The organism is Ruegeria sp. AD11(2025) (genome assembly GCF_056542405.1).
On sequence record NZ_JBQFZU010000004.1, the window covers coordinates 208,741 to 230,545 of the forward strand.

At 54.9% G+C, this 21,805-nt stretch carries 23 protein-coding genes and 1 tRNA gene; 20 read left to right on the forward strand and 4 right to left on the reverse strand.

The window, feature by feature from the left end:
* The first annotated feature begins 622 nt into the window (after window positions 1-622).
* The 13 genes from ACR1XY_RS06185 (at window position 623) to ACR1XY_RS06245 (ending at window position 11,960) form a co-directional block, all read left to right on the forward strand.
* Entirely contained in the window at window positions 623-2,209 is a 1,587-nt protein-coding gene (locus ACR1XY_RS06185; RefSeq protein ID WP_480590962.1) for a tripartite tricarboxylate transporter permease, read from the forward strand.
* A 97-nt stretch (window positions 2,210-2,306) separates the two neighbouring features.
* Window positions 2,307-2,432 (forward strand): hypothetical protein, encoded by a 126-nt coding sequence (locus ACR1XY_RS06190; RefSeq protein ID WP_480590964.1) that lies wholly within the window; start codon window positions 2,307-2,309, stop codon window positions 2,430-2,432.
* Complete coding sequence (locus tag ACR1XY_RS06195; protein WP_480590966.1) at window positions 2,425-3,174, forward strand: lyase family protein; 750 nt, start codon at window positions 2,425-2,427, stop codon at window positions 3,172-3,174. Before ACR1XY_RS06190 ends, ACR1XY_RS06195 begins: the two co-directional genes overlap by 8 nt.
* A gap of 490 nt (window positions 3,175-3,664) precedes the next feature.
* Window positions 3,665-4,255 carry a TetR/AcrR family transcriptional regulator gene (locus ACR1XY_RS06200; protein ID WP_480590968.1) on the forward strand — a complete coding sequence of 197 codons (591 nt, stop codon included), beginning with the start codon at window positions 3,665-3,667 and terminating at the stop codon, window positions 4,253-4,255.
* Window positions 4,252-4,515, forward strand: a complete 264-nt coding sequence (locus tag ACR1XY_RS06205; RefSeq protein WP_480590969.1) for a hypothetical protein — start codon at window positions 4,252-4,254, stop codon at window positions 4,513-4,515. Before ACR1XY_RS06200 ends, ACR1XY_RS06205 begins: the two co-directional genes overlap by 4 nt.
* 9 nt (window positions 4,516-4,524) lie before the next feature.
* Complete coding sequence (locus tag ACR1XY_RS06210) at window positions 4,525-5,691, forward strand: aromatic ring-hydroxylating oxygenase subunit alpha (protein WP_480590971.1); 1,167 nt, start codon at window positions 4,525-4,527, stop codon at window positions 5,689-5,691.
* 2 nt (window positions 5,692-5,693) lie between these two features.
* Complete coding sequence (locus ACR1XY_RS06215) at window positions 5,694-6,167, forward strand: hypothetical protein (protein WP_480590973.1); 474 nt, start codon at window positions 5,694-5,696, stop codon at window positions 6,165-6,167.
* A 12-nt stretch (window positions 6,168-6,179) separates the two neighbouring features.
* Window positions 6,180-7,244 carry a 2Fe-2S iron-sulfur cluster-binding protein gene (locus ACR1XY_RS06220; protein WP_480590975.1) on the forward strand — a complete coding sequence of 355 codons (1,065 nt, stop codon included), beginning with the start codon at window positions 6,180-6,182 and terminating at the stop codon, window positions 7,242-7,244.
* A gap of 310 nt (window positions 7,245-7,554) precedes the next feature.
* The gene (locus ACR1XY_RS06225) at window positions 7,555-8,769 is read left to right on the forward strand and encodes a tyrosine-type recombinase/integrase (RefSeq protein WP_480590977.1); all 1,215 of its coding nucleotides are present in this window, start codon (window positions 7,555-7,557) and stop codon (window positions 8,767-8,769) included.
* Window positions 8,770-9,094: 325 nt separating this feature from the next.
* Complete coding sequence (locus ACR1XY_RS06230) at window positions 9,095-9,280, forward strand: helix-turn-helix transcriptional regulator (protein WP_480590979.1); 186 nt, start codon at window positions 9,095-9,097, stop codon at window positions 9,278-9,280.
* Between the two features lie 3 nt (window positions 9,281-9,283).
* Window positions 9,284-9,583, forward strand: a complete 300-nt coding sequence (locus ACR1XY_RS06235) for a hypothetical protein (RefSeq protein WP_480590981.1) — start codon at window positions 9,284-9,286, stop codon at window positions 9,581-9,583.
* Window positions 9,583-10,464, forward strand: a complete 882-nt coding sequence (locus ACR1XY_RS06240; RefSeq protein ID WP_480590983.1) for a DUF7146 domain-containing protein — start codon at window positions 9,583-9,585, stop codon at window positions 10,462-10,464. Before ACR1XY_RS06235 ends, ACR1XY_RS06240 begins: the two co-directional genes overlap by 1 nt.
* On the forward strand, window positions 10,461-11,960 hold the full coding sequence (locus tag ACR1XY_RS06245) for a DUF3987 domain-containing protein (protein ID WP_480590985.1): 1,500 nt from the start codon (window positions 10,461-10,463) through the stop codon (window positions 11,958-11,960). The genes ACR1XY_RS06240 and ACR1XY_RS06245 overlap by 4 nt, the downstream gene beginning before the upstream one ends.
* Window positions 11,961-12,236: 276 nt before the next feature.
* On the opposite strand, the gene ACR1XY_RS06250 is transcribed toward ACR1XY_RS06245, so the two are convergent.
* From ACR1XY_RS06250 to ACR1XY_RS06265, 4 genes are all read right to left on the reverse strand, one after another.
* Window positions 12,237-12,986, reverse strand: a complete 750-nt coding sequence (locus ACR1XY_RS06250; RefSeq protein ID WP_480590987.1) for a hypothetical protein — start codon at window positions 12,984-12,986, stop codon at window positions 12,237-12,239.
* A gap of 1 nt (window position 12,987) precedes the next feature.
* Window positions 12,988-13,725, reverse strand: a complete 738-nt coding sequence (locus tag ACR1XY_RS06255; protein WP_480590989.1) for a FecR family protein — start codon at window positions 13,723-13,725, stop codon at window positions 12,988-12,990.
* Between the two features lies 1 nt (window position 13,726).
* Window positions 13,727-15,490, reverse strand: coding sequence for a pentapeptide repeat-containing protein (locus ACR1XY_RS06260; RefSeq protein ID WP_480590991.1), 1,764 nt, complete (start codon window positions 15,488-15,490; stop codon window positions 13,727-13,729).
* A gap of 396 nt (window positions 15,491-15,886) precedes the next feature.
* Window positions 15,887-15,976, reverse strand: a tRNA-Ser gene (locus tag ACR1XY_RS06265).
* A 123-nt stretch (window positions 15,977-16,099) separates the two neighbouring features.
* Here ACR1XY_RS06265 and ACR1XY_RS06270 point away from each other — a divergent pair.
* The 7 genes from ACR1XY_RS06270 to proB all read left to right on the forward strand — a co-directional run bounded on the left by ACR1XY_RS06270 (window position 16,100) and on the right by proB (window position 21,798).
* Window positions 16,100-16,942 (forward strand): DUF2059 domain-containing protein, encoded by an 843-nt coding sequence (locus tag ACR1XY_RS06270; protein WP_480590993.1) that lies wholly within the window; start codon window positions 16,100-16,102, stop codon window positions 16,940-16,942.
* Entirely contained in the window at window positions 16,942-17,742 is an 801-nt protein-coding gene (locus ACR1XY_RS06275; protein ID WP_480590996.1) for a DUF2059 domain-containing protein, read from the forward strand. The genes ACR1XY_RS06270 and ACR1XY_RS06275 overlap by 1 nt, the downstream gene beginning before the upstream one ends.
* Window positions 17,743-17,950: 208 nt before the next feature.
* Window positions 17,951-18,565, forward strand: a complete 615-nt coding sequence (locus ACR1XY_RS06280; protein WP_480590998.1) for a 50S ribosomal protein L21 — start codon at window positions 17,951-17,953, stop codon at window positions 18,563-18,565.
* Window positions 18,566-18,576: 11 nt separating this feature from the next.
* Window positions 18,577-18,846: a 50S ribosomal protein L27 gene (gene rpmA, locus ACR1XY_RS06285; RefSeq protein ID WP_010440093.1), complete on the forward strand. Its 270-nt coding sequence runs from the start codon at window positions 18,577-18,579 to the stop codon at window positions 18,844-18,846.
* A 249-nt stretch (window positions 18,847-19,095) separates the two neighbouring features.
* Window positions 19,096-19,632: a GNAT family N-acetyltransferase gene (locus ACR1XY_RS06290; RefSeq protein ID WP_480591001.1), complete on the forward strand. Its 537-nt coding sequence runs from the start codon at window positions 19,096-19,098 to the stop codon at window positions 19,630-19,632.
* A gap of 37 nt (window positions 19,633-19,669) precedes the next feature.
* Window positions 19,670-20,704 (forward strand): GTPase ObgE, encoded by a 1,035-nt coding sequence (gene obgE / locus ACR1XY_RS06295; protein WP_480591005.1) that lies wholly within the window; start codon window positions 19,670-19,672, stop codon window positions 20,702-20,704.
* On the forward strand, window positions 20,692-21,798 hold the full coding sequence (gene proB / locus ACR1XY_RS06300; protein ID WP_480591007.1) for a glutamate 5-kinase: 1,107 nt from the start codon (window positions 20,692-20,694) through the stop codon (window positions 21,796-21,798). The genes obgE and proB overlap by 13 nt, the downstream gene beginning before the upstream one ends.
* Window positions 21,799-21,805: the final 7 nt, after the last annotated feature.

Consider the following 21,805-nt stretch of genomic DNA (forward strand, 5'->3'; position numbering starts at 1 on the left):
GAAGTTCTTTTCAAATCCGTGGATTGAGCCATGCTATGCCTATCCGTTGAACCGCAATGGCAATAACATGCCACAACACTTTTGTCCGAGCACGGGCTGCTTGTGATTGTTAGAAATGTCCTATCGGTTCCGTTGCCACTTTGGTGATCGGAAGCGCCGTTCTTCTCGAAGACTGCGCAAACTTACTGCGCGCTTGGACGTCAGCCGATCTCAGAACGGTGTTCAAAGTGAGTGTTCCTGCCTCGAACAAGCAGCTTTGGCTTGATGCCTTTCGTACGAGCGTATTGCGCATAGTATGGATAGCCTGTTTTGATCGAGTAAACTCAGAATCTATTCCTGACTCAGCCCGCATACTTCCTCGATTTCGAAGCCAGTTCACTAAGCGCGATCAGTTAGCCAATTGAGGTTGGCATTGCACGCGTAGTCAAAGGCAAAGTGATCACCGGATCGCGTCTCATCAAACCCCATCCTGATTGGGGCGCGGCGGGCTGGTCGGACGCCAGTGTACGAATCCACGGATTAAGCCGCGCTTATCTTGAAGCAGAGGGCGACGATCCCCAGAGGGTTGCGCAATGGTTCAAGGCAAAAAGCACCGGAATTGCTGTAACGGACAATCCAGAGTTTGAGCGGCGGTGGCTCATACGGCTGCTGGAACCGGATACCCTTCTCTGCATCTGTTGCCTTGCGGTTCCTGTCGGGCCTGATGCTTATGGGCGCCGCGCGCCGAACGGCGGGAAACACAAGCCATGATCAAGATGACGGTGCGACCCTACAGATCATCGGTCTGTTCATAATCGCCCTGATCTATCAGCTGTCCTTCCGTTGGTTTGGCTACTTGCCGCCCACGGCCGTGGTTGCACCGATCATCCTTTACTTCTTCGGTGTACGCAGCTGGATAGGGCTGGGTTTGTCTGTTGTTCATTGCCCGCTGGTCTTCCACTTCATCTTTTTCGTCTTGCTTGGCGTCTTCCCGCCCTACGGCAAGGTTTTTGACCTGCCCACCTGGATACACCATGGAAATCTTTCCTGCACTTCTTTCGCTGATTACCGATCCCACGCTGCTCATTGCCATCGTCCTCGCCGCAGTTGTGGGCAAGATCGTCGGTGCCACGCCCGGCCTGACTGCTTCGACGGCTCGATCGCAGCCATTCTGTTCAATACGCCCGGGACGGCGGCCAGCGCCGCAACGCAGATCGACGTTTATCCGCTTGCGCGTGCCAGTAAAGCTGGCAAGGCAATGAAGGTCGCCACGATCTCGTCGATCATCGGTGACCTGACGGGGGATATTCTGCTGGTCATTGACGACGGTTTCATCGCGGCCATCGCCCTGAAATTGCGAACGCCCGAGACCTTTGCAATATACTTTGCCGCCTTCGTCGTCATCGGCTCTGTCATCGGGAATTTCATCGTCAAAGGTCTGGCATCGGCGCTGATGTGTATCCTGATCGCCATGGTCGGGATTGATCCCATCTCGAGCCAGGAGCGCTATACGTTTGGGTCGTTCGAGCTGTCCAACGGCATTGGCCTTGTGCCGCTGATGATCGGCGTGTTCGTTCTGGGCGAAGTCTTTGTCCAGCTGGAAACGCGCCGCAATTCTACAGGCGAGACCGAAGTGAATGAAAGCACCGAAGACGGTAACACACCGACCTGGGAAGAATATCGGCCTTGCCTGCCGCACGCTAATCGTGGCGGCTTCATCGGTGCTGGCATCGGTGTATTGCCCGACCTGGGCTCGGCCATCGCAGCATTCATCTCTTACGGTGAAGGCAGGCGGCGCGCAAAAAATCCCGAGATGTGGGGCAGGGGTGCACTGGAAGGTGTCGCCGCGCCCGAGGCCGCCAACAACGCGGTTTCCGGTCCTTCGATGGCGCTGCTGCTGTCGCTGGGCATTCCGGGCTCGACCATCGGGGCGATCCTGCTGGGTGTTTTCCTGATCCATGGTTTTCAAGTCGGCCCGACCCTGTTTTTGACGGACAAGGAACTGGTCTACAAACTGTTCGCCTGCGGTATGCTGGGAATCCTGGCCTACGGTCTGATCGGCTATTTCGGCGCTACTCAGGTCGCGCGTCTGATCTTAAGGATACCGACCAATGTTTTATATCCACTGATCTTCCTGACAGCCTTTGTCGCGGCGTATTCGGCGCGCGGGTCCAAGTTCGACTTGACGGTCATGACAATTGTGGGATTTGCCTGCTGGTTGATGCGATAATACGACTTCAACATCGCGGCTTTCGTGATCTCGTTCGTGCTGCCAAAGGGCCGAGGAGACCTTCCGCCAGTCGCTGCTGATGTCCGAGGGCGGCGCAATGATCTTTGTTAAGCGCCCGATTGCCTTGGCCTTCCTGATTGTCGGGCTTGCCGCCATGGCGTTCCGAATCCGTGGGGTCCTCAAGGAACGGCAGATCGCACAAGGAGGACTGGAAGATGCTTGAGTATGGTATCTATCGGGACTGTTTTTCCAGTGCCTACACGCGCGCCATCTGGTCGGAACACGCCACGATGTCTGCCTGGCTCAAAATCGAACAGGTTCTTGCCTCGCATCAGGCCTCATCCGGGCTGATCCCGAACGAAGCTGCTAAGGCGATCGAAGCGGTTTCAATCTGTGAGCTAAACCAGGCCGAGTTGCAGGCAGAGATGAAGCTTGTCGGTCGCCCAATCGTTGGGCTGGTCCAGCAGTTGCGCAAATTGCTGCCGGATTATGCGGCCCATGTACATTTTCGCGCGACAACGCAGGACATTATGGACACCGCGATGGTCCTGCAGATGAAACTTGGGCTTGAGCAAGTCCAAAGCTGTCTTTCCACCGTTGTGGCGTTGATCGACGATCGCATCTCAACCAGTCAGGGCACGATGATCATGGGGCGCACCAACGGTCAGCACGCTTGTCCAATCTATTTGGCGACGAAGTTCAAGGTTTGGCGATCCGAACTGGAATGCCGACCTCAGGCGTTGGAATCAGCGGCGGAACGTGGCTTGAGTATTCAGATCGGTGGCCCCGTGGGTGACCTGCGCGGGTACGAAAACGGCACTGGCCCGCAAGTCAAACAGGGTGTTGCGGCCTCACTGGGGTTGAACGTGATCGAGCCACATTGGCAGAACGCGCGAGACGGGGTGGCTGACATCATCAAGGCTATGGGGGGGGCTGTGCGGGACTCTTTGCAAAATCGCTCATAACGTCAATCAGCTTTCATCGTCCGACATTGGTGAGTTTACCGAAGTGTGTGAGCCGGGCAAAGGTGCATCCTCTGCGATGACACACAAAAAAACCATCGGGCTTCGGAATTCGGCGAAGCGGTTGCCCGTCTGGGACGCCAACGTGCTGAACAGATTGGGGAACTGACCCTGCAAGAACATGAGCGGTCTGGCGGCGTCTGGATCGGAGAGCGGGTCGTCGTACCTGAGACGTTTCTTTTGACTTCGGGCGCATTGCAGTGGTCCGAACGGATGTTGAAGTCGCTGGTTGTCGACCCCGTCGCGATGCAGAGGTTGGTAGCAGGTAAACCTCGCTTGAAAACCTCCAATGCATAGTTTCGGCTTAGCTTAGCAGGACTTTTCTGTTCCTAGGACGGTTTCGCCTTAGTAGCTGGTTCAAGAAGTTTATTGTCACCATTGACAAAGTAGCATTGATCGTTATTTGTCAATGGTGACAGTTTATGAGGCCGAAATGCCAAGACCTTCGCTGAAAGACCAAAGATCACAAGAGATTCTGGACGCTTACCTCACATGTGTAGCGCGGTTCGGGCTCGATGGAGCGACACAGGAACGGATTGCAGAGGAAGCTGGCGTCAAGCGTCCTCTTTTGCGTCATTACCTTGGAAACAAGGATGAAATGATAACCGCACTGGCCGACCACACCATCGCCGGTTTTGCCGCTTCGCTGGAAGGGCTACGTCAGGCACTGCCAAACAATGCAACGCCTTCAGATCTTGTGGACGCTCTGTTTTCAGAAGGGGTTGGAACCGATCCCCGATTGATGCTGGCCTATCAGGCGTTGGTAACTGTGGTTCCTGACCGGCCGGATCTTCGCCACGGCCTGATGGACAGCCTCACGGGTTTCTTTGATTTGGTCGAAGCAATCCTTGCGCGGGCAGCCCCTACGGTGCCTGACACACGCATTCGCGCGGTCACTCAGGGAATATCGGCGATCTTTGTGAGTATGGATGCTCTGACCCCACTGAATCCGCCTGAAAAATGGCGCTCTGAATTGAGACAAGCCGCCACGCTTCTGGCTTCGGTTCTGGAGGCCAAGCAATGAGTCTCGCGAGAACCACGAACTACATTGCCTTGCCCATCCTGTTGGTGGCCTCAGCGCTTGGTCTCTACTGGGTATGGGGGTTGCTTTTCCTTTGGTGGGTCGTCCCGTCACTAATGAGCGGACGGGCTTTTTTGATGTTTGAGATTAACCGGGACGACGACCCGTTTCTCTACTGGGCCATTGTCTGCCTTTGGGCTTTGTCGGGGGTGATGATGATCGCCGCAAGCCTGTTTCCCCAATACGCCTATCTGCTTACCTGAGGGACTGAGATGACCAAAATGTACCACCACCTACCGGTCGAGGCCTACACCTCGCAGGATTGGTTCGAGAGGGAACAAAACCTAATCTTCTCGCGAACCTGGCGGTTTGCCGGTCTCGTCGAGGATATTGAGGGGCCGGGGAACTACCTGTCGGTTCAGGCAGGCCTGAACAACCTTTTCATCGTAATGGGACGCGACCACCGCCTGCGCGCCTTTCACAATATCTGCCGCCACCGGGGCACCCAGTTGATCCGGGCGGTTGGCAAAACGCAAAAGGCGCTGACATGTCCGTATCACGACTGGACTTACGATCTGGAAGGCAACCTGATTTCGGTTCCCGATGAGCCATCCGAGTTTCCAAACGGTATCGATAAATCCTGCCTTGGCCTCAAACCGGCCAGCGTTGATGTCTGGCGCGGAATGTTGTTCGTTCACCCCGACCCGGATGCGCCGACTTTGGCGGAATGGTTCGGGGAAATTGACCCGAATCTCGGGCCTCACAAGCCGGAAGAACTGGTCGAATTTGCCGAAGGGCGAAATACCTACGAGATCAAGGCCAACTGGAAAATTGTCGTCGAGAATTACATCGACATCTACCACCTGAGCCATCTGCATTCGAATACGCTGCACATGTATGACCATGCCAAGGCCGAATACGGGTGGAAGGGGCCGCACTATCATTTCTGGGAGCCCCCATCGGCCGCTTATGCGAAGGGACACGAAGCCAACCTGCCGATGCCGCGCACGATCCCCGAACCTCATGTCGGTGCTTGGGTTCCGATGCTTTTTCCGGGCATTGGCATCGGTGCAAGTGAGGAAAGCTGGAACCTGTTCATCATCACACCGCTGGCTCCCGATCTGACACGTGTCGAGAACCGCACAAAGCTGGCCAACGTATCGGATTGGGCTTTTCAGAAGCAACAGTGGAAGAGCTTGGGCTTCTGGAAGGATTTTGGCGGTGCGAAATACCAAGAGGACGATGCCACCGGTGCAGACGACCCTATGGCTTCCGGTGACTTCACAGCTGAGGATATCTACGCCTGCGAACAGCAGCAGAAGTCTCTGAAAAGCCCTTACTTTGAGGTCGGTCCTGCCGGGATTGGCGAAGGCCCGGTTACTCAGCACCAGAAAACGGTGCTGAGTTTCATGCAGGAAAACCAGAGCCGCGGAGAGTGATCATGAAGCCTGTTCAAGCCACTCTGATTGGCGTTTTACTCGCGTCCTCTCTGGTTCTGACCGCCCAAGCAGACGCGCCCAAAGATGTTGTCGCGCGTATCCTGCAGGCAAAGGACGAACAAAGCCTGCTGGCCACGTGGGACGACTGGCACCCCGAGGCCACGCATCAAATCATCCTCAAATACGGAATGCGGCAACCGGATGACGTCTTTTCGTACAGGGTCACAGAGAAGAGCGATCTGGATGACCCCGAGACCGCAAAGGCATTGGAAGGGTATACGGAAACCGCACGATCGGCGCCCGAGATTTCATCGCGGCTCGAAGATGGCGTGTCCCATGTCACCGCCGTGACCCATGTCGATTATGACTGGCAGAGCTATTCGGGCAAAATGCGTCAGACGGACGAGTTCGTTTTTGCATCCTATCTTGGCGGGGCCGTGATCCGGTCATTGACCACGACCTACGATTACCGGTGATTGGAAACCTTCATGCAACGTGACTTTTATTCACTGACGGTATCCGAAATCCGCAAAGAGATCGGCGGCGCGGCCACCACTGTCATCTTCGACATTCCATCCTCTCTGACGGGCTTGTTCCAATGGACGGCCGGGCAACACCTGACGGTCAGGTTTCTGATCAAAGGAGAGGAGCACAGGCGCAGCTACACTATCTCGAACCTGCCGGGGGCCGCGTTGCGTATCACTGTCAAACGCGTCAAAGGGGGAGTCGTCTCGAACCACATCGGCGACACTCTTAAGGCAGGGGATAGAGTAGAGGTGATGCCCCCCTTCGGAAAGTTCACGCTGTCGCCCGGTGCCCTGAAACGGCGTACCCATTACTTTATTGGGGCCGGCAGTGGAGTTACTCCGCTCTACGCGATGATCAAGGCAGTTTTGGCAGATGAGCCGCATTCTGCAGCGCACATGGTCCTTGGCAACTCGGACGCGAACAGCATTATTTTCCGGGAGGAACTGGAGCAACTGCAAGCGCAATACCCGCAGCGGTTCACCCTCCGCCACGTTCTGTCCCGGCCTTCCATGTTCAGTTGGTTCACCCCTTGGCGTACGGGGCGGTTGGAGGCAAACGCCATTGAGGCCGCTATTGCCGAAGCGCCCCCGGTTGCACAAGACGCCCAGTACTGGATCTGCGGTCCCGGTAGCATGAACACCGATATTCGGAGGGCGTTACAAAATCTGGACGTTCCCGATGGTCGCATTCATATAGAGAGCTTCGGTGGAGATACCGAAAGCGACCTAAGCGTGTCGGGGATCGCCGCAACGGCCCGGATAAAACTAAACGGTGCTTGGCAAGACGTTCCGGTTGCTGCCGGTCAAACCATACTAGAAGCCACCCGATCAGGCGGACTAAACCCGCCATTCAGTTGCCAGTCTGGCGTCTGTGGCGCCTGCATGGCCCGTCTGACCGATGGAACCGTCCATATGCGGAGCCGCATTGCACTTGAAGACAATGACATCGCCAAGGGTTTCATACTGTGCTGCCAAAGTGTTGCCACGCAAAAGAACATCGAACTGGTTTTTGAGGGCCAAGTTTAGACAAACGAAAATAATAGTCCGTCACGTGCTGAACCTATGTGGTGATTGGAACGGCTTTCAGCATTGAGGAACGTTGGTAGCTTCAGTAACTCCAAGCCTCATACAAAAACACTATGAGGTTCTGAAGATTAGTGGCGGAGAGACAGGCAGCCATGCGGTGATCCGATGTGATCCACGAGATACCCATAAGACCTATATTTTAAACAGTTTATTTCCGTTTTAGTATCCAATGAGGTCTTGTAAGTTCCGGTGAAATCCAGCATCAATTGGGGGATAGAATGATGGACAATGATACGGAACACCCAGCATCATGACAGCAGGCAAACCCCTTACGGCAACCTATGTAAAGAACATCACCAAGCCAGGGAAATATTTCGACAACAGCCGCTATGGCTTGTTTCTAAGAATAGACAAAAAGGGTCGCAAGTATTGGGTGCAGCGGATCGTGATCTCTGGCAAGCGCCGCGAGATAGGCCTGGGGAACTTCCCCCTCGTCACACTGTCGATGGCGCGGGAACAAGCGGTCGAGAACAAGCGCAAGGCGTACATGGGCGGTGATCCCCTGGCTGAAAAACGCAAAGCCAAAATGGATACGGACTTTGCCAGCGTTGTCGAGAAATACCTGGAGGCCAAGCTTGCAGAGTTCCGCAGCGAGAAACACAAGAAGCAATGGCGCGCGACACTGGACACCTACGCCATTCCAGTGATCGGTCACAGGGCGGTGGAAACCATCGATGTCACGGATATCGTATCTGTCCTCAAACCGATCTGGGAAGAGAAAACCGAAACCGCCAGCCGGTTACGCGGACGCATTGAAAAGGTCCTGTCCTGGGCAACGGTGAACGAACTGCGCTTTGGGGACAATCCAGCCCGGTGGAACGGCAATTTGTCCGAAGTTCTGCCCAAACCCAACAAAGTTACGACCGTCAAACACCATCCTGCACTGGCGCAGAAGGACACCGGGCGCTGGTGGGCTGATCTGGCGAACCGGGATGGTATGTCAATCAAGGCATTGCAATTTGCAGCCCTCACAGCGTCCCGCTCCGGGGAGATACGGGGCATGACCTGGGATGAGGTGGACTTTGAAGCGTGTCATAGGACCATACCGGCAGCCCGCATGAACGCGCGGCGGCAGCATCGCGTTCCACTGACCCCATCCATGATTGCGTTGCTGAAAGAGCTGCCTCGGCTTGATGGCTCGGCTTACGTGTTCTTTGGAGCCAAGGGCGGCATGCTTTCGGACATGGCTTTGTCCTCCGTCATGCGGAAGATGCATAAGGCCGATCTTGCGAAAGGCGGTCCTGGTTACTTTGATGCCAAAAGCGGATCACCTGCCGTTCCGCACGGGCTGCGTTCTACTTTCCGCGATTGGGCCGCAGAAGAGGGTTATGATCACCACATGGCAGAACTGGCACTTGCGCATAATGTGGACAGCATGGTTGTGCGCGCCTACCGCAGAACCGACGCCTTGGAGCGCCGCCGCAAAATGATGGTTGCTTGGGAAAATTTCTTGAAAAAAGAATAGTTGAAAAACAGGCACTTAGGATTTCCGTCCAAAAAAAGCGCAATTCATATGAATTCCCGTACCTAATCCCCCAAACTGCCGCACAACCTGTTGCAATTTATAGGTTTTGACCTGTCATCGGGAGCCCGTTGGCAGGTGTTTTTTCCTGTGCTTATTCGAACTTACGCGGCGCTTACTGGCAGTTAGCGCTTCGTGTCGGCCCCGATGCGCCAACACCGGAACCGACGGGAAGTTAGGAATTTAGAGCAATCCCTGCCTTCCTCGATACTGCCGACAATAGGTCGCGTCAAAAGAAATGGCGCGGCGTTCGAAGGGGCATATTGAAGTGCAAGACAAAATCTATCGCAGGCCGGATGTGGAATCCCTGGTGGGTCTTTCCCGGTCCACCATCTACGCCATGATCGCAGACGGGATGTTTCCAAAACCCATCAAGCTCGGGAAACGGGCTGTGGGCTGGCGTCAGTCAGATGTTTTGACCTGGTTGGACAGCCGCACAAGCGAGGCGGTGTGAACAATGATTGATACACTGCAAGCAACAACAATCGGGCAACAAACCGATCACCGGGAAACCTCAGACGTCTATCGTGGCGAATTGTTCCGTCGCGGTCGCTACCGTATCGCGACCTGCCGGGAAGGGATGCAATGGCTGTTCCAGCGCCAGAGGTTCGAATTTACGGCTGGTGGAGCGGCTTGGGACACTTTGGGCTACTGCGTGACCCGAAAAGCCCTGATTGGACTCCACCAGGCGTATAAGGCGCCTCAGCATGAAAACCTTGGTGCCCTTCCCAAACGCTTTAAGCGGGAGGGCGTGTAATGCCAGACGCAGAAACCATCACGCAGGCATTGGATGGGCGTTGGTCTGGGCGGTCTGGCATTGCCTGCTGTCCAGCCCATGACGACCGCTCCCCCAGCCTGAGCATCGCAAACGGGCATTCAGGTCAGCTTTTGCTGACCTGTCATGCCGGGTGTAGCTTTGTGCATGTTCTGGACGCTCTCAAAGGTCTGGGACTAGCGGGCGGCCAAGAAAAATATGCGGCTCTCTCTAGCGAAGCTGTGCGCAAGAACCGTGAAGAGGAACGCCGCCAAACATTACGGCGGGCAGAGATTGCTCAATCCGTTTGGAAAGAGGCTCAACCAGTTTGCGGCACACCAGGCGAAACCTACCTGCGTAAACGTGGGATTACATGCCCGCTGCCGTCTTCCCTACGTTACCTGGATAGGTGTTGGCATCCGGCAGCCAAACGGGTGCCCGCCCTTATAGGGTATGTAGGCGGAACCGACACATTCGCCGTGCACCGGACATATCTACGTATAGATGGCGCTGGAAAAACAGACCTCTCCCCGAACAAGGCCATGCTTGGGGCAACCAAGGGCGCTGCAGTTCAACTCTCCAACGCGCCTGGGCGGCTTGTGGTGACAGAAGGCATTGAAACCGGGCTGTCGCTGCTCTCCGGCTTATTGGATGGCCCCGCAACAGTGTGGGCGGCGTTGAGCGCCAGCGGCATGAAGTCCCTACACCTGCCGGAACATCCCGGCGAATTGGTGATTGCGCCCGATGGCGATGCTGTTGGCCGGGAAGCCGCGCAAGTGCTGGCACACCGCGCCTATGCATTGTGCTGGCACGTCTCATTGCTGCCTGCACCTGACGGCTATGACTGGAACGACGTACTGATGGGAAAGGCAAAAGCGCAATGACGATCCATACAAAAGAAGAGAGTTTTGCGCCGGATTGGCCGGAACCGGCATTGCGGTTCTTGCGGGATGAACGCGGGGCAGCGCCCAGGCTGCCTCTAGAAAAGGTCTTTGGACCAAAATGGGCGCAATGGATCACGGTTGCGGCTGAGGCCAAGTCATCACCACCGGATTACATTGTGGCAGCGTTGTTGGCCGTGACCGGGTCGTTGATTGGGAATACGCGTTGGGTGTCTCCCTGGGCAGGCTGGTCGGAACCGCCAATTCTGTGGACGATGGCAATTGGCCTACCGTCGAGTGGCAAGTCTCCTGGTTTGGATGCGGTTCTGACCCCGCTACGAAAGGCAGAGCGTGAACTCCGTAAGAAATCTGAGGGCGAACTTGCTCAATGGCGCGAGGCGGCAGAGATCGCCAAGATTGCAGAAAGCACGTGGAAAGAAGCAACGAAGCCCGCAATCAAAGACGGGTCAGCGCCACCAGAACGGCCTGACGCGGCCAACACTGGTCAAGAACCGTTCCTACCGCGTCTGTGCGTAGCTGACGGAACCGTAGAGCGTCTAGCCGTGATCCTGGAAAAGCAGGCGCGCGGAACATTGGCGGCGCGGGATGAGTTGGCAGGGTGGTTGCAAGGCATGACGCGCTATTCCGGCGGTGGATCGGATCGACCCTTCTGGCTCGAAGCTTATGGAGGTCGTGCCTATACGGTCGAACGTATGGGGCGTGATCCCGTATACATAGATCGGCTGTCTATTGGCGTGGTTGGTGGTATCCAGCCAGACAAGCTAAACGGCTTGCTGATCAACTCTGACGATGATGGCTTGTTGGCGCGGTTCACGCCGATCTGGCCTGACCCCGTTCCGATACAGCGCCCGCAATCCATTCCTGATGATGCGTTTATCGAACGGGCGCTCACCAGGCTCCTATCCCTACGTATGGTAACGGACGAATACGACGTCACGCGGCCTTGGCTCATACCGTTTACGGAAGAGGCCCGCGACCACCTCGATACGTTACGTAGCTATGTAAGGGAATTGGAGGCCAAAGCAGACGGGTTGTTGCTCTCGTATATAGGTAAGCTCCCTGGCATGACCATTCGGCTTGCCCTGGTGTTGTCGTATCTGGACTGGGTAACAGGGATCGAAGATGAGGCGCACCAGATCACGGCAGCGGATTTTGAGCGGGCAGCGTTGTTTGTCACATCCTACGCTTTGCCAATGGCACAGCGCGCTTATGCAAGTGCGTCGCTGTCAAAAACTGAACGGGCTACGCGCCGGTTGGTGGCTGTAATCCGGGAACAAGCCTGGGAACGCTTCACATCACGAGAGGTCTTGCGCCTGGATCGGTCAGGGCTGGCAACCGCTAGTGAGTTAAATCCGACCCTCAAGGCACTGGAAGAAGGAGACATTATCCAATTAGTGGAACAGCCATCAGGCGCGGCAGGCGGGCGGCGTTCTCGCCTCTACATCGTCAATCCAGCAATCCACCAGGCGTACGCGTGAACCACCCAGTGACAAAACCGACAAAACTGACAGAACCCATTTGCAGACAGGTTTTGTCGGTTGTGTCGGTTTTGTCGTGCTAAGATATTCATTGCCAATGGATTCCGGGTCATCTCAGAGGCAACCAGGTGCTCTAGAGTAATGCCTGATGGCCCTCGGCTATACCTTGGAAACCCCGCAAAAGATGCGTCCGGAAGCATCACAGCTCTTGAGCCGCAATTTTTGCAGGTAAGCCGCAGAAGAGTGGAGATTCCGATCAGTCAGTTTATAATGAGACTACTCATTCGCATATTTTCTGAACAATTCTCGATGTTTAAAAACGGCTGGCTCCCAATGCACACCCCATTCAATTAACCCACTCGCAACCGCAGCCTTGCTGACGTCGTTTTGAACTTTCGATTTGGACCACTCGTCTGGTTTCCAAACCCCACCTGCTTCCTTAGTGTAGAGCAAATCTGAACTCCACATGTACTCAATGTAATACCTTATTTTATTTTGAGTTTTTACGTATCGCACACCCAGCATTGTGGGCGATAAGAAAAGACCTCGCTTGTCCGCGAATTGCGACAATGCTGCATTCATCTGGGCAGGAGAACTGGCTGTGCCGAGGTTGACTGCACGCAAATGCCAGCAAGTGGTCGATTTGTCCACGTTTGAGTACAGGACGGAGTGCAGGTACGAGGGGTCGTCGCAGTAGCGAAAACGTGTAAAGAACCCGTCATGAGGTCGTGATTGCTGCCAAATTGTTACAACCCGATCGACTACACCATTTTCAACTGATGCATATGTGATCTGCCGTTGAGGGTATCCTTCAACTTCGTTGGTAAAGCCTGTTTCGCCAACCAAATACCATTCACCTTGTGGGAGTGGGACGTCAACACCGGCAAAGTCAACGGTCTTTGCAATTGTTGGGCGCGCCTCAAACTCAGGCAGAAAATTGAGTTCTTCGGTTGATTGAACTGATTTAATTTCAGGCCCGCAAGCAGTGAGCAAGAAAGCAAAAAGAACAAAGCCAAAGCGTTTCATTTTATTCTCCTTTACCTTGGCCAGATGGCCCGTCAACTGGCGCGGCCAAGTTTCTCGTGGTCTGCTGCGCTGCCGCTCGTCGAGAAATCAGAGTTGAAAATCGCGTGTCAGGAGAAGCATCGGTAGGGCTTGTTAGCGCTACCGTGGCAGTTGATAGGCGATATGCATTTCGTATGAGAACCGGAGGAACATTTGACAAGCTCCTTGGGCGTCCGCCAATACTCACTTCGGCCGCACGTCCCGCAGTAACGGTCAAGGTACCGCCAGCCCGCCCCCTCAATTCCACTGAACCGTCAAAAACAAGAACGCGTGTCGTGCCCTGTTCGTCAACTTCAACATAAAATGATGTGCCACGCGTTTTCAGCGTACCGGATTCGGTCAATACGTTGCGCGTCTGTCCTTTATTCGAGTTCCCATACAAGGCGCCGGAGCGATAGAGCGTTAGTGAACCCTCCGGACTCCAGTGCATATGCGTCCGAGTTTTAGGGTCAATACCCCACTGCCACCTTGGGCCATCTTCCATGGTGGCTGTTCCGCGTCGCCCCGTTTCAACTGAGTCGTCTTTAAATATCCGATCTGGTTGACGCGTCTTAGACCATTTGCCGTCGCGCTCGACCCAAAGCCGCCCAGCAGACTCTGCAATAAATCCAATTCTTTCCTGCGACTGCTGAGCAATTGCGCCCTTGGGATGTAACAAACTTAAAGAGATAAACGTAATTAAGGCAAATTTCTTCGGCATATCAATCTCCTTTCAAATGATCTCTACCTTCTGGCAATTTGGACTCTTCCAATGACTTGTCTTTGGCTCCCGGGCAGTCAAAAAAAGCCTCGCCTTCAAAAAGTGGATCACTTGAACAGTAGGCATTTTTAAACACTGCTGAGACGTCATCAGCAGAAAATCTAAGCTGACCGCAGCCGACGTATGAAATCTCCGCGCCAGAAATATCTGCATGTTCAAAATTTGCACCTTGCAATTTGGCGCAGTCAAATTTGGCGTTCCTTAGGTCTGCTTGTTTGAAGTCAACGCTCCGAAGGTCGGCTCTAAGAAAATCTACGTCTCTAAGATCGGCCTTAAAAAAATCTGCGTATTTTAGGTCAGTTCCGGTAAGGTTTGCACCACGTAGTTGAGCCCGCCTGAAATTTGCATCAACGAATGTCGATGAACCTGCTATGAACTGGCGCATTCGAGAGTTTTCGAATTTTGCTTTAGGAAGAAATAGGTTGGTAAATTCTGCTCGATCTAAATTCCGGTTACTCATGTCCCACTGTGGAGTATCGTCCAGGACTTTGGTGAGTTCTGCGCCGGAAATGTTGTCTGTCCAATTCGATGGTTTCGTAACGAATTCGGCATAGTTTGGGGGATCGAGATCAAATGGCAGTGGGTCTCCTCCCGCGAGTTCTTGTAGCATGCTAAGTAGAGGGCGCGGCGTATGTTCGATTGATCTATAACCGAACACGACAACGTTTAGCAGAAGCGCAAGTACAGCTAATAAAACCACTATCGCGGCAATGAACGGGCGCTTTATACGCTTAGACAGGACAGGCGCTGCAAAAGGATTACTCAATGTCTCAGCTGCCTTGATGGCGAAATAAACACTGAACCCGATAACTGAAGCGAAGACGATTGCGGCAACTGACGACACAATCCAGTCGTGGCGGGGGAGGTAGGCAAAAAACATTACTACCACTGTGAACGGCACTACCGTCCATAGCGCAATAAAACTGAGCATGAACTCAAGCCAGAAAAACCGCCCGCTCTGATCACTAGTAGAACTTCTGTTACCCTGACCGATACGCATCGCCAATGGTAGCCATTGTGACAGTCGAGTATTGACCTCAAGACCGTTGGGAAACCGAAGGGGGAGAAGAGCTATTTGTGACCAGGCTCTCTGTAGATAACTGTTCATCCAAAGAAAATTTATGAGCAACAGGATTGGAGCAACGAGATAAAATGATGCAAGAGCGACATTGTCATTAATTATTGGCAGGCGAAACTCTACTGCATCGTCGACTAAAGTCAGATGAGTTGTTTTAGCGACTGAGAGCAGGCAGTAGAGGGAAAATATTAACAAAGAAAAAAAAGCGGTTTTTGCTTGCTTGGCGGCATCAGAAATCGAATCCAGTATATCGTCAAAGGACAGGTACTTAGGCAACGTTGCGTTGGTCAAATCTGACTGAGCAAATGAATCTGCCAGCAGCCCACACGCTGAGGAAAGATCCGCGTTTTGCAACTGGCACCGAAAAAAGACCTGACCAGTCAATGATTGCTTCTCGAATGATTCCCCTTGGTGACACTCGCCCAGTCTAATGTGTCGAGACGCATTAGGAACCTGTTGGACGTCTAGATCGGAAGGTGATGCTGTATCGTTATTTAGGTTGGTTGACCCACCTAACTCTTTATCGTTATCACTTTTAACTAATGCCATCGAAGAAACCAAAAAAAATAGTCTATTTTCTAACCTTAGCACAAAAGCCAACGTTTGAAAAATTTGAACGATGGCCAAGCGATCAAGGTTTTGTTGCGAATGACATTAAGTCATGTGAACGCGTTGGGTTGAGTTTCACCGAGCGCCAGTAACTTTAAGAGCCCAAGTCACAGTGAAAGCCAGTTGAGCGCCTGTAGGGCACTCCAAACCGAACTCGGCGGTGCAAAAGATATTTTTACGCGTGCGAAATTTCACAAGTGCGCCTAGTCGGCTCAAAAACAAACTTTTTGAGGTCAATCGACAAAAGCAAGTTCTTTCAACGCAACTGAGAGACCTTACCTGCACCTCGCTCAAGATAGCTCATGTGCGGCTCTCGCTTTGTCGTCCTTGAGAAGTGGGGGTGGGGTGAATGGGGGAAAGAACAACACAGCAGCTGAAATTACCGTTTATAATCAACTATTTAAATGTCATTTATGGCGGAGAGACAGGGATTCGAACCCTGGGTGGGCTTGCACCCACAACGGTTTTCGAGACCGCCCCGTTCGACCACTCCGGCACCTCTCCGCGGGGGTCTGTGAGGGGGGGATTTAGTGAGGAACGCACGGGGGTGCAAGCAGAAAATTCCGGAAATTCACCAACAAGGGATTTTCCATTGCCAGATGGCATAAAACACCTAGGCTTCTGAGTATGACATATCACCTTCGCCGCTTCGCATTGACCTTTTTTCCGTTGCTATTCACGCTTGCCACGCTACCTGCGCAAACTTTTGCTGCCGAACGCGACCGGGTAGAGGCCTTTCTGACCACCACCGGCTTTGACGTGGCACTGGAAAGCATAGCGCTTGCGTCAGCCTCGGCCCCTCGGATGCTGGGAATCGATCCCGAAGGGTTCGGCTCGGACTGGGCACGCCTGACCGAAGAAGTGTTTGATACCCACGACATGCACGAAACCGCCGTTACCATCCTGGAACAGACGCTGAGTGACGCCGCGCTGAACCATGCGGTCGAATTCTATGCCTCGGAACTGGGACAGCGGTTGGTCGAGGCGGAAAATGACTCTCACATGGTCGAAGACGACGACGCCAAACTGCAGCAGGGGCAGGAAATCGTGGCCGGTCTGATCAAGGACGGGTCTAGGCGGGTCGAGAGCCTTAAGCGCATGAACGCTGCCATTGATTCCAGCGGCACGGCGTTGAGGGCATTGCAGGAAGTCCAATTGCGCTTTCTGCTGGCTGCCAGCGCATCCGGAGTGATCGACCTGCAACTGGGCGCGGATGAGCTGCGACAAATGATGAAGCAGAACGAAACCAGTATGCGGCAAGCGCTGCAACTATCCGCGCTTGCAGGGGCCGCATACACCTATCAGGATTTCTCGGACGCCGATGTCATCACCTATGCTGAGGCGTTGGAGCAGCCGCTCATGCAGGAGGTCTATGAGCTACTCAACGCGGTTCAATACGAAATCATGGCCATGAAGTTCGAAGTTCTGGCCTCACGAATGGCCGAACTGCACCCGGCACAGGATATTTAATGCGACTGATTTTGGTGTCTGCTGCACTTTTTTTTTGGTCCGTGCCGCTGCAGGCCGAAGAAAAGGTCGAACGCCTGCTGCAAGCCCTGCAACTGGATGAGATCATCGAGATTCTGCGGGATGAAGGTGGCATGATGGGCAAAACCCTTCAGGAAACCTTTCTGAACAACAATGGCGGGCAGGTTTTTCAGAAACAGGTCGACCGGATTTACGACGCTGACAGGATGCGCAATCAGGTTGTGGAGGTCTTCGATCAGACCCTGACCGAAAGAGAACTGGACCGCGCCATCCTGTTTTATGAAAGCGATCTGGGCCAGGCCATCGTGTCGCTTGAAATTACTGCCCGCATCGCACTTGCTGATGAAACCATCGAAGAAATGGCGCAGGACACTTATGAGAACGGTGACCGAGAGTCAGTGTTTTACCGCCTGGTTGATGAGTACATTCGGGTCAACAACCTGATTGAAGAAAACGTTCAGAACTCCATCAGCGCCGATTACAACTTTTTCCGCGGGATGGACTTGGGTGGTGATGTGGATGATGCCGAACTTTTAGCCCAGCTACTGACGCAAAAGGACAGCATGAGTGAAGAGACCCAGACCTGGCTGTATTCCTTCTTTCTGCTGGCCTATCAACCGCTGAGCGAGGCCCAGATACGCGAGAATATCGCGTTTTCCCGAACCGAGGCGGGCAGGGCGATCAATGATGCCCTGTTCGAAAGCTTTGACCAGATGTTCGACAATATCTATTTTCAACTCGGTCAGGCCGTCGCGCAGGTGCTGCAAGGGTCCGATCTTTAAACCAGTATTTGATGTTGACTTTCCCCTGCAATCTATGGATAAGCGCGCATCCCGGCCGGTTTTCCGCGCCGGGTCTCGTTATTATTGACCCATAGGGCGTGCCCCAAGGGTCGTCACACAGCCCGAAAAGGGCGCGCTGTTCGAGGTGGCTGAGGCCGGCAACACCCAAACGGGGACCACAGAACGCGGGTTAGAAAAGGAAAGACGCATGTTTGCGGTCCTAAAGACTGGCGGCAAGCAGTACAAGGTTCAGGCGGGCGATGTGCTCCGCGTTGAAAAGCTGGCTGCCGACGCAGGTGAAAAAGTTCAATTCAACGATGTTCTGATGCTGGGCGGTGACGCTCCGGTTGTCGGCGCACCTTTCGTTGAAGGCGCAGGTGTACAGGCCGAAGTGATCGAACAGGTCAAAGGTGACAAGGTCATCAAGTTCGTCAAGCGCCGTCGTAAGCACAGCTCGAAGCGTACCGTTGGCCACCGTCAGAAGCTGACCCTGGTCATGATCACCGACATCCTTTCGTCGGGCGCTGACAAGTCGGGCATCAAAGCTGCAACCGGTTCGGCACCGGCTGGCGAAGCTGCTCCGGCGGCGAAAAAGCCTGCCAAGAAAGCTGAAGCCAAAGCAGAGGCACCCGCTGCTGCTGCCGCTGACGATCTGACCAAGCTGAACGGTGTCGGCCCTGCCGCCGCCAAAAAGCTGGTTGAGGCCGGTATCGAGAGCTTTGCCGCTCTGGCTGCCTTGTCGGACGAGCAGATTGCTGCTATCGACACCATCAAAGTGAAGCCCGAATGGGTTGAGCAAGCCAAAGAGCTGGCTCAAGGCTAAGGAGAGAGAGAATGGCACATAAAAAAGCTGGCGGTTCCTCCCGTAACGGTCGCGACTCAGCTGGTCGCCGCCTTGGCGTGAAACTGTATGGCGGCCAGGCTGCCATCGCAGGCAACATCATCGTGCGTCAGCGCGGTACCAAGTTCTGGCCGGGCGAAGGCGTGGGCATGGGCAAAGATCACACCATCTTTGCAACTGTTGATGGCGCCGTGAAGTTCCACAAGGGCCTCAAGAACCGCACCTTTATTTCGGTCCTGCCAGTGGCGGAGGCCGCAGAGTAAGCCGAAACCCATAAGGTTTGAAACATTCCTGGGGGACCGGCAGAAAATGCCGGTCCCCTTTCTCGTTTTAACGCAATTTTGAACAATGGCTACAATGACAAACTCAGCAAGCATAATCCCGTCCCTGATTCAGGGCAGGATCGCCCCTGCGGTTGAAGATCGGATGGGCCGGAAATATCTGATGTGGACGTTAATTGGTTTCACCGTTGCGTCCGCGATTTACGTGTTGTTCGGAGGAGGAACGAACTCATGAAACTTGAGACGATAATTAACCAGCCGGTCATAGAAACCGAGCGGTTCGACCTGCGCCCCCTGCGTCGGTCGGATATGGGTCTCATCGAATATTACGCAGGCGACGAGCGTGTGGCGCGCATGACAACCAGCATCGCGCATCCGTTGCCGCCCGGCTCGACCGAGGCCTTCGTGACCCGGTCCATGTCCGAGGAACGCGACGAGGACGTCTGGGTCATGGATGCCACCAAGGATGGGGGCCCTGAACTGATCGGTCTGATCACGCTGACACGACTGGATCGCAACCAGTCCGAGGTCGGCTATTGGGTCGCACCGGTGTATTGGAACACCGGTATCGCATCGATGGCCGTCGAGGCGCTGGTCAATGCAAACCCGCTGGAGAACGCCACCATGTTTGCCAGCGTTTTTCAGGACAATCCGGCCTCGGCCCGGGTTCTGACCCATTGCGGGTTCCAGTACCTTGGCGATGCCGAAAACTACTCGGTGGCGCGTGATGCAAACGTGCCCACCTGGACATACAGTAAAAAACTCTGACTTGTGGCCGATGGGGCCTTTGCAGTAGGGGACAGTCATGAAATTTCTCGATCTTGCAAAGGTCTACATCCGGTCTGGGGCCGGAGGTGGCGGCTGCGTCAGCTTCCGGCGCGAAAAGTATATCGAATACGGCGGTCCCGACGGTGGCGACGGCGGCAAAGGCGGGTCCGTCTGGGCCGAGGTCGTGGACGGGCTGAACACTCTGATCGATTTCCGCTACCAGCAGCATTTCTTTGCCAAGAACGGCCAACCCGGACGGGGGCAGCAACGTACAGGCAAGGATGGCGACGATATCGTCCTGCGCGTACCCGTTGGCACCGAAATTCTGGATGAAGACGAGGAAACGGTAATCTGCGATCTGACCGAGGTCGGCCAGCGGATCTTGCTGGCCAAGGGCGGCAATGGCGGCTTCGGTAACCTGCATTTCAAATCGGCCACCAACCAGGCCCCGCGCCGCGCCAACCCGGGGCAGGCGGGGATCGATCGCACTATCTGGCTGCGGCTGAAACTGATCGCGGATGTGGGCCTGTTGGGTATGCCCAACGCGGGCAAGTCGACCTTTCTGGCGGCAACGTCCAACGCGCGCCCGAAGATCGCCGATTATCCGTTTACGACGCTGCACCCCAATCTGGGCGTTGTTGGCGTCGATAACGTGGAATTCGTCGTGGCTGATATCCCCGGTCTGATCGAAGGCGCGCATGAAGGCCGCGGAATCGGCGACCGGTTTTTGGGTCACGTAGAACGCTGCGCCGTTCTGTTGCATCTGGTTGATGGAACTTCTGAGACCGTTGCCGACGATTATCGAACCATCATCCATGAACTTGAAGCCTATGGTGGTGAACTGGCTGAAAAGCCCCGCATCACGGTCCTGAACAAGGTCGATGCGCTGGAGGATGAAGAGCGCGATCTGGCCAAGGCCGAGTTGGAAGAAGCCGTTGGCGGCCCCGTCATGACCATGTCTGGCGTGGCACATCTGGGCGTAACCGAGGTGCTGCGGGCGCTGCGCGCTCAGATCGACGAAAACCGCCTGCAGCAGAAGCCCGCTGAGGAGGCGAAGTCGTGGCAACCCTGACCTCGGCCAAACGTTTGGTGGTCAAGATCGGGTCCGCATTGCTGGTGGATCGGAATACGGGGTTGTTGCGGTCGGAATGGCTGCACTCGCTGGCGCAGGATGTGGCGTGGCTCAAGGGGCAGGGGACGGATGTCATTCTGGTTTCATCCGGGTCAATCGCCCTGGGGCGCGGGGTGTTGAACTTGCCGATGGAGGCATTGGCGCTCGAGAAATCTCAGGCAGCCGCCGCCGTGGGTCAAATTCGGCTCGCGCGAGCCTATGAAGAAGCATTGACCCCGCACACGATCACCACAGCACAGGTGTTGGTGACGCTGGAAGACAGCACCGATCGGCGCCGCTATCTAAACTCACGTGCGACGCTCGAGACATTGCTAAGCCTCGGTGTGGTGCCCATTGTCAACGAAAACGATACAGTTGCGACAGATGAAATCCGTTACGGCGACAATGACCGTTTGGCTGCGCAGATCGCAGTCACCGTTGGAGCGGACCAGCTCATCCTGCTTTCGGACGTGGATGGGTTCTATACCGGCAACCCGAACGAAGACGCCTTAGCCACGCGTTTTGACGTGATCGTCGACATCACGCCTGAGATCGAAGAGATGGCAGGCGATGCCGGATCGGGCCTTTCCAAGGGCGGCATGAAGACAAAGCTGCTGGCCGCCAAAATGGCCACGGCGGCAGGCTGCGACATGGCGATCACCGAAGGATCGCCCTTGAACCCGTTGAAAACCCTTGCGAACGGCGCGAACTGCACCTGGTTTACGGCCACGCTGGACCCACATGCAGCACGCAAGCGCTGGATTTCGGCGATGAAGCCGCGGGGAGAGATCGTGGTGGATGCAGGCGCCGCCCGGGCACTCGGTAATGGTAAAAGCCTGTTGCCCGCTGGCATCGTCGAAGTGACCGGAGATTTTGGTCGCGGTGATCCCGTGGCCATCCTTGACCCAAACTCGCGCCGACTGGCGCAAGGCCTCAGCCGCTATACCGCGCAAGAGGCGGATGCGATCAAAGGCCGGAAGTCCTCGGAAATCGAGGCAACTTTGGGCTATCCGGGCCGGGCCGTTTTGATCCACCGGGACGATTTGGCGCTGTAGGCGCGCG

What these genes read in the sequence shown, in the direction of transcription:
- ACR1XY_RS06255 (WP_480590989.1), bottom strand. Translation starts at nt 13,725, where the DNA reads ATGCCGAAGAAATTTGCCTTAATTACGTTTATCTCTTTAAGTTTGTTA.
- ACR1XY_RS06205 (WP_480590969.1), top strand. Translation starts at nt 4,252, where the DNA reads ATGAGTCTCGCGAGAACCACGAACTACATTGCCTTGCCCATCCTGTTG.
- ACR1XY_RS06280 (WP_480590998.1), top strand. Translation starts at nt 17,951, where the DNA reads ATGTTTGCGGTCCTAAAGACTGGCGGCAAGCAGTACAAGGTTCAGGCG.
- ACR1XY_RS06245 (WP_480590985.1), top strand. Translation starts at nt 10,461, where the DNA reads ATGACGATCCATACAAAAGAAGAGAGTTTTGCGCCGGATTGGCCGGAA.
- ACR1XY_RS06215 (WP_480590973.1), top strand. Translation starts at nt 5,694, where the DNA reads ATGAAGCCTGTTCAAGCCACTCTGATTGGCGTTTTACTCGCGTCCTCT.
- ACR1XY_RS06210 (WP_480590971.1), top strand. Translation starts at nt 4,525, where the DNA reads ATGACCAAAATGTACCACCACCTACCGGTCGAGGCCTACACCTCGCAG.
- ACR1XY_RS06235 (WP_480590981.1), top strand. Translation starts at nt 9,284, where the DNA reads ATGATTGATACACTGCAAGCAACAACAATCGGGCAACAAACCGATCAC.
- ACR1XY_RS06270 (WP_480590993.1), top strand. Translation starts at nt 16,100, where the DNA reads ATGACATATCACCTTCGCCGCTTCGCATTGACCTTTTTTCCGTTGCTA.
- ACR1XY_RS06250 (WP_480590987.1), bottom strand. Translation starts at nt 12,986, where the DNA reads ATGAAACGCTTTGGCTTTGTTCTTTTTGCTTTCTTGCTCACTGCTTGC.
- ACR1XY_RS06225 (WP_480590977.1), top strand. Translation starts at nt 7,555, where the DNA reads ATGACAGCAGGCAAACCCCTTACGGCAACCTATGTAAAGAACATCACC.
- ACR1XY_RS06275 (WP_480590996.1), top strand. Translation starts at nt 16,942, where the DNA reads ATGCGACTGATTTTGGTGTCTGCTGCACTTTTTTTTTGGTCCGTGCCG.
- ACR1XY_RS06195 (WP_480590966.1), top strand. Translation starts at nt 2,425, where the DNA reads ATGCTTGAGTATGGTATCTATCGGGACTGTTTTTCCAGTGCCTACACG.
- rpmA (WP_010440093.1), top strand. Translation starts at nt 18,577, where the DNA reads ATGGCACATAAAAAAGCTGGCGGTTCCTCCCGTAACGGTCGCGACTCA.
- ACR1XY_RS06290 (WP_480591001.1), top strand. Translation starts at nt 19,096, where the DNA reads ATGAAACTTGAGACGATAATTAACCAGCCGGTCATAGAAACCGAGCGG.
- ACR1XY_RS06240 (WP_480590983.1), top strand. Translation starts at nt 9,583, where the DNA reads ATGCCAGACGCAGAAACCATCACGCAGGCATTGGATGGGCGTTGGTCT.
- ACR1XY_RS06190 (WP_480590964.1), top strand. Translation starts at nt 2,307, where the DNA reads ATGATCTTTGTTAAGCGCCCGATTGCCTTGGCCTTCCTGATTGTCGGG.
- obgE (WP_480591005.1), top strand. Translation starts at nt 19,670, where the DNA reads ATGAAATTTCTCGATCTTGCAAAGGTCTACATCCGGTCTGGGGCCGGA.
- ACR1XY_RS06220 (WP_480590975.1), top strand. Translation starts at nt 6,180, where the DNA reads ATGCAACGTGACTTTTATTCACTGACGGTATCCGAAATCCGCAAAGAG.
- ACR1XY_RS06200 (WP_480590968.1), top strand. Translation starts at nt 3,665, where the DNA reads ATGCCAAGACCTTCGCTGAAAGACCAAAGATCACAAGAGATTCTGGAC.